Raw genomic sequence first — 4,919 nt, forward strand, 5'->3', positions numbered from 1 at the left:
GCATTGCCTTTGCTCTTGGCCATGTACAGATCGCTTTGGCCGCTGCGCTCGTAGAGCACTCCCACACGTTCGATAACCTTGGCGTCGCTGCCCAGCGGATCGAGCTCAAAGCTGAGTGGCGCCCAGGCGGGGTTGAGCCACCAGCGTCCCTGGCTCCAGGAGCGAGCAATGTCCAAGCTGCCGCCCAGCACTTTGACGCTCAGGTCGGTGTTGCTCTCTTGGTACTCGCCATTGATCCAGTTGATGCGTGGCTCGCCGGCTGCGGCGACTGGGGTAAAGCCCAGCTCGGTGTTGGGGACGAAGGCGCCGATGCCGGAGATGCCTTGGGCGGAGGCAAGGCTGGCCAAGCCCAAAGCGGACACCAGCAGGCTGGTGCGCAGTATGTGCTTTGCGGAGGCACTCCCATTTGCATTGGTGAGTGCTGCAGGCTTTGCCGCAGCAGTCGCTAATCCCGCTGTGTTTTTCTTTGTCATTGTCATATCTCGTTCCCTCATATTGCTTGGCCTGGCATGGGCTGATGCCTGGCCTTGCTGCGGCTTTGTGCGGCAGCAAGGCTTGATGGCCAGTGTTTTTTGATTGGGTTGTTCAGGCGCTGAACTCTTAGCTGCTGCCAGGGCCAGCGGGGCCAGATCCACCACCGCCTCCTCCGCCCCCGCCCCCCCCGCCAGGGCCTGAACCGGCACCAGCGCAGCACTCACCCCGGCAATGGGGTGTGCACTGTGGCGCCAGAGGCAGTTGGGTGCCGCTTCCTCCACCAGAGCCACCGCCCCAGCCACCACCTCCGCCGCCGCCCCAACCACCACCGCCCGCTCCTCCAGCGCCACCTCCGCCGGTGCAGGATGTACCGGTGCCGACCAAGCGGCTGTATTGGGAGAACACCACCCGGTTCTCTCGCTCGCCGTTGACGCATTCAAACGAGCACTCAGCCGTGGCCCACACGCTGTAGGACGAGCAGCTCGATGCCTTGCTGCTGAAGGTGTTGGCCAACGCGCGTTGCACAGCGGTAAAGTCGCCGGCCTTGGCATTGGTAAAGCCAATGCCCTTGGGATGCAGCTTGACGGCAGTCACCCGGTAGGGGATGACCACACGCTGCTTGGCTGCCAGCACCTTGGGGATGTCGGCCAAGAACTCGTAGCGGTAGTACTCATCGGACTGGGGCGGCTTGAAGACGACGTCCTCGGCCTGGATCAGGCCGTAGTTGGTCAAGGTCAGCTCGCCGGTGTGCTCCTCGCCAATTTGCAGCTCGGGCAGGTTGATGGACAGCGGCTCCAGCAGCACCACAGGTGCGGGCACCTGGGTCTGGAAGGTGGCTTCCAGGTTGATGTCGTAAACATCAGGGATGGTGGTTTCCGTGACGCTGAAATCAATGCTGATGGTCTGGTACTGCAGATGCACCCGCTCTGTGGTGGTGATGCCCGGGCGCACAAAGATGCGGCCGGTCTTGTCAGAGTGGCGCGGGCCACTGGCACGGTAGGTGTAGGTGCCTGGTGGCAGGTCCGTCACGACAGCCTTGCCTTCCGCATCGGTGGTGAGCGTGCGCAGATAGGTGAGCACGGCATCGTTTTGCAGGCGGATGCGTGCGCCGGCCACACCCTTGATGGGCTGGTTGTCTGCGCCCAGGGTTCCGGTAAACAGATCGGTGATTTGGAAGCTCACGCCACCCTGCCCGCTTTGGGTCACCGCTACCGATACCGGAATGACGCCATCGCCGCTGTTGCCTGCGGTGACGATCAGCTTGTAGTTGTAGATGCCGTCAGCCACACTCTTGTCTGGGCTGGCCGTTACCTGGATGGGCACTTCTCCGCCCACATCAATGGCACCGATCTGGTTGCCGCTGGCCAGGAACACCCAGGCAGGCGGCGGGTTGCCGCTGTTGTCTACCAGCTTGACCTGCACATTCTGCGCAGCCACCAGGCCCCGGTTGCCGATGACTACGCTCTCGGTGACGGAGCTTTCTTGTTGCACGCCGGTTTCGATAAATGTGGGCTTGGCAAACAGATCTGGGCGGGCTTGCACCAGCTTGTAGTTGATGCTGAATGTGCCGCGCGGCGTATCGCCTGAATCGGCTGCAAAGGCGGTGAGGACGACCGTGCCCGACTCACCGGCTGTGGCGCTGCCGGTGAACTTGATGACCATGGGCACGGAGGCACCGGCCGCAATATTGACAGGCGGGCCTGCATCCACGCTGATGCCGGGCGGCAGGCTGCCGCTGGGCTGGTTGGCGGGTATGACGGCCCAGCGCACGCCTTCCACGCCCGTGCCGGCACTGGCACGCGCCTGGATGGTGATGCTGCTCGCAAAATCGCGCGCGGCTGTCAGGTTGTAGCTGGAGAGGTTGAAGCTCAGGCGGTTGATCGTGAAGCGCCCTTGCTCAGCGGTTGCGGTTTCATCAGGGTGGACGACCGAGACGACATAGGTGCCGTTGTCATTGGCAGCGGGTACAAACTCATAGCGGTAATTGCCGCTCGCATCGGTTGCGATATTGATGCGGCGTTTGAAGCCTGCGATATCCAGCACGATGCGCAGCGCAGCATTGGGGATTGCCTGCGCGGTATCGCGGGTGACGGCAGCGCCGGTGATGACAATGCTTTGCGCCCCATAAGACAGTGCAGGGCTGATATTGGCCACCGTGCCGGTGTAAGGGGTCTTGGGCACCTCTGGCACGACGGGGGCGTTTTGCACCGTCACCACACGGGTGGCCTGCGCTGTCTTGCCTGCGGCTGAGGTAGCCACCGCCTTCAAGGTATAGCTGCCATCGGCTGCTGCGTTAGCCGCCCACTGCGCGCTGTATGGCGCTTGGGTGGGCGATGCCAGCAACACATCGTTGGCGTAGATATCTACCTTGGCAATGCCTGCTGGGGCAGAAGCCACGGCGGTGATCGTGGCCGCGCTGGACAACACCGCATTGGGCGCGGGCGCCACAAAGCTGATGCTGGGTGGCGCGCTGGCATAGGTGACCGTGACCGCCGTGCTCTTGGGGCTGGTGCCACGCGCATTGCTGGCGGTCGCCTCAATCTGGTGTGCGCCTTCAGCGGATAAGCTGATGCTGGCCGCAAAGCTGCCATTGGCACCCACTGCCACAGGCGCACCCGATGCCTGCCCGTTCAAGAACAGCTGCAGCTGCGAGCCTGGCATTGCTGTGCCCGCCACATTCAGCTGTGGCACGGCCACGGTCGTACCTGCCGTTGGCTGGGTGATGACAGGAGCGGCAGGCGCACTCAGATTGAGGGTGAAAGGAATATCGAGCACTGCCGCAATGCCATCGGCATCGGTCGCGGTGATGCTGAAGCTGTGGTTGCCATTGGGCAACTGGGCAAAGTCCACCATCTGGCTGTGGGTGACCGGGCTGGCTTTGCCATAGCTGCGCTCAAAAATCTGCACGCCGTTGACGGCAGCTTTAAGGCTGGTGACACCCACGGCACTTTCTGCGCTAACCGCCAACGTGCCAAGCTGGGTGATCGTGACGCCGCCTTCCAGAGCTTGGCCGGCAAAGCTGGCGGTGATGGCCGGGCCGTTGCCGCCTTGCTTTTGTACTTGCACGGTGCGGGTGGCGGTGTTGCTCAAGCCAGCGGTATTGGTGGCCTTGGCTTTGAGGGTGTAGTTGCCATTGGGCACACCCACTAGGGACCATTGCACTTGGTAGGGCGCGGCGCTCAGCAGCGCCAGGCGCTTGTCGTTCACCAAGATCTCCACATCCCGCAGGCCCTCAGCATCGCTGGCCGTTACCGCAATGGTGGTGTCTTGCTCCACCACCGCATTTGCTGCAGGTTGGCTGAATTGCACCACGGGGCCTTCAGGCGCATAGGCAATGGGCTGGCTGAGCGAGAACTGGTTGGTCTTGTTCTGCGCCGTGCGGAACTGCACATACAGCATCTTGTCGCCACCGCCGCTGGACAATGTGTAAACCACCTTGTTCGGATGGCTTGCCATCGCCTGCCAAGGCAGTGAATCGCCAAACTGGTCCGATTCCTGAATGCGGTACTGCGCTGCCTGCGGGCACTCCAGGACCAGCTCAACATTGCGAACCCGGGTGACATAGCCCTGGGTGGGCGCCATCGTGCAGTTCAGCACCGGCTCTGCACCCAGGTAACTGCCATAGTCCACCCCGGCGCTGACGGCATTGCCCTGGCCTGCCGGATTACCTACCGCATCTTTGGGGCCGCTGGCATGCCCCCACCAGTTGCCGCGCGCTTGCACCACGGCAGCGGGCTGGGTGTTGCGCACACCAAACTGGGTATTGGCCGAAATATCGGATTCAGCGATAGAAGGCGTTGCACCTTGCTCAGCCAACAGGCCCACATCGTTGTGGGTGATGCGCGATGCGCTGATGCTGGGACTACCACTGCCTATCACCCGAATGCCGACGGCATTGTGGCTGAGCTGCAAGCGGTTGAAGCTATAGGCGCCGCCATGCACGACCAGACCGGCTCCCCCGTTCATATAGCTGGGCAAGCCCGCCGTACCACCGGCATAGCGAATCTGCAGGCCGTCGAGTTTGAGGCTGGCCGCAGGCACATCTGCGTCCACCAGTACGCCTAACCAATCACCTGCTTCTGCAGTGCCTGGCTCTGGGTTGGTGGCTGCAATCGCGCTGTCATCGAACTGGCTGGTGAACAGCACATGGGCGCCCGTCTGCAGCTGGTCACGCACATTAATACCAGCGCCCTCACCAAATTTAACGACAACACCGTCGGCAATACTGAGCTTGGCATTGCCTGCTGCCAGTGCGACGGCGCCGCCTGCCAGCGCGGTGCCTGCCAGTGCTACTGCTGCCATGGTTTGGCTGTGCTTTTTGCCCATCGCTGCCGCCCTACGAGATATTGCGGCCCACGCTCGGCGGGAGAATAACGAAGTGATGTGGGAGAGTTGCATGGTCTTCTCCTTCTTATGGGTTGACGGTGATCACACCGCTGGTGGCC

Annotated in this window: 2 protein-coding genes; both read right to left on the reverse strand. The window is 62.3% G+C overall.

The window, feature by feature from the left end; translation table 11 throughout:
• On the reverse strand, window positions 1-362 hold a 362-nt coding region (locus LPW39_RS23280), incomplete at its 3' end, for a hypothetical protein (protein WP_230781147.1).
• Between the two features lie 238 nt (window positions 363-600).
• Window positions 601-4,776 carry an Ig-like domain-containing protein gene (locus LPW39_RS23285; RefSeq protein ID WP_230781152.1) on the reverse strand — a complete coding sequence of 1,392 codons (4,176 nt, stop codon included), beginning with the start codon at window positions 4,774-4,776 and terminating at the stop codon, window positions 601-603.
• Window positions 4,777-4,919: the final 143 nt, after the last annotated feature.

The organism is Comamonas koreensis (genome assembly GCF_021026195.1).
GTDB lineage: Bacteria > Pseudomonadota > Gammaproteobacteria > Burkholderiales > Burkholderiaceae_C > Comamonas > Comamonas koreensis.

What these genes read in the sequence shown, in the direction of transcription:
- LPW39_RS23285 (WP_230781152.1), bottom strand. Translation starts at nt 4,776, where the DNA reads ATGGCAGCAGTAGCACTGGCAGGCACCGCGCTGGCAGGCGGCGCCGTC.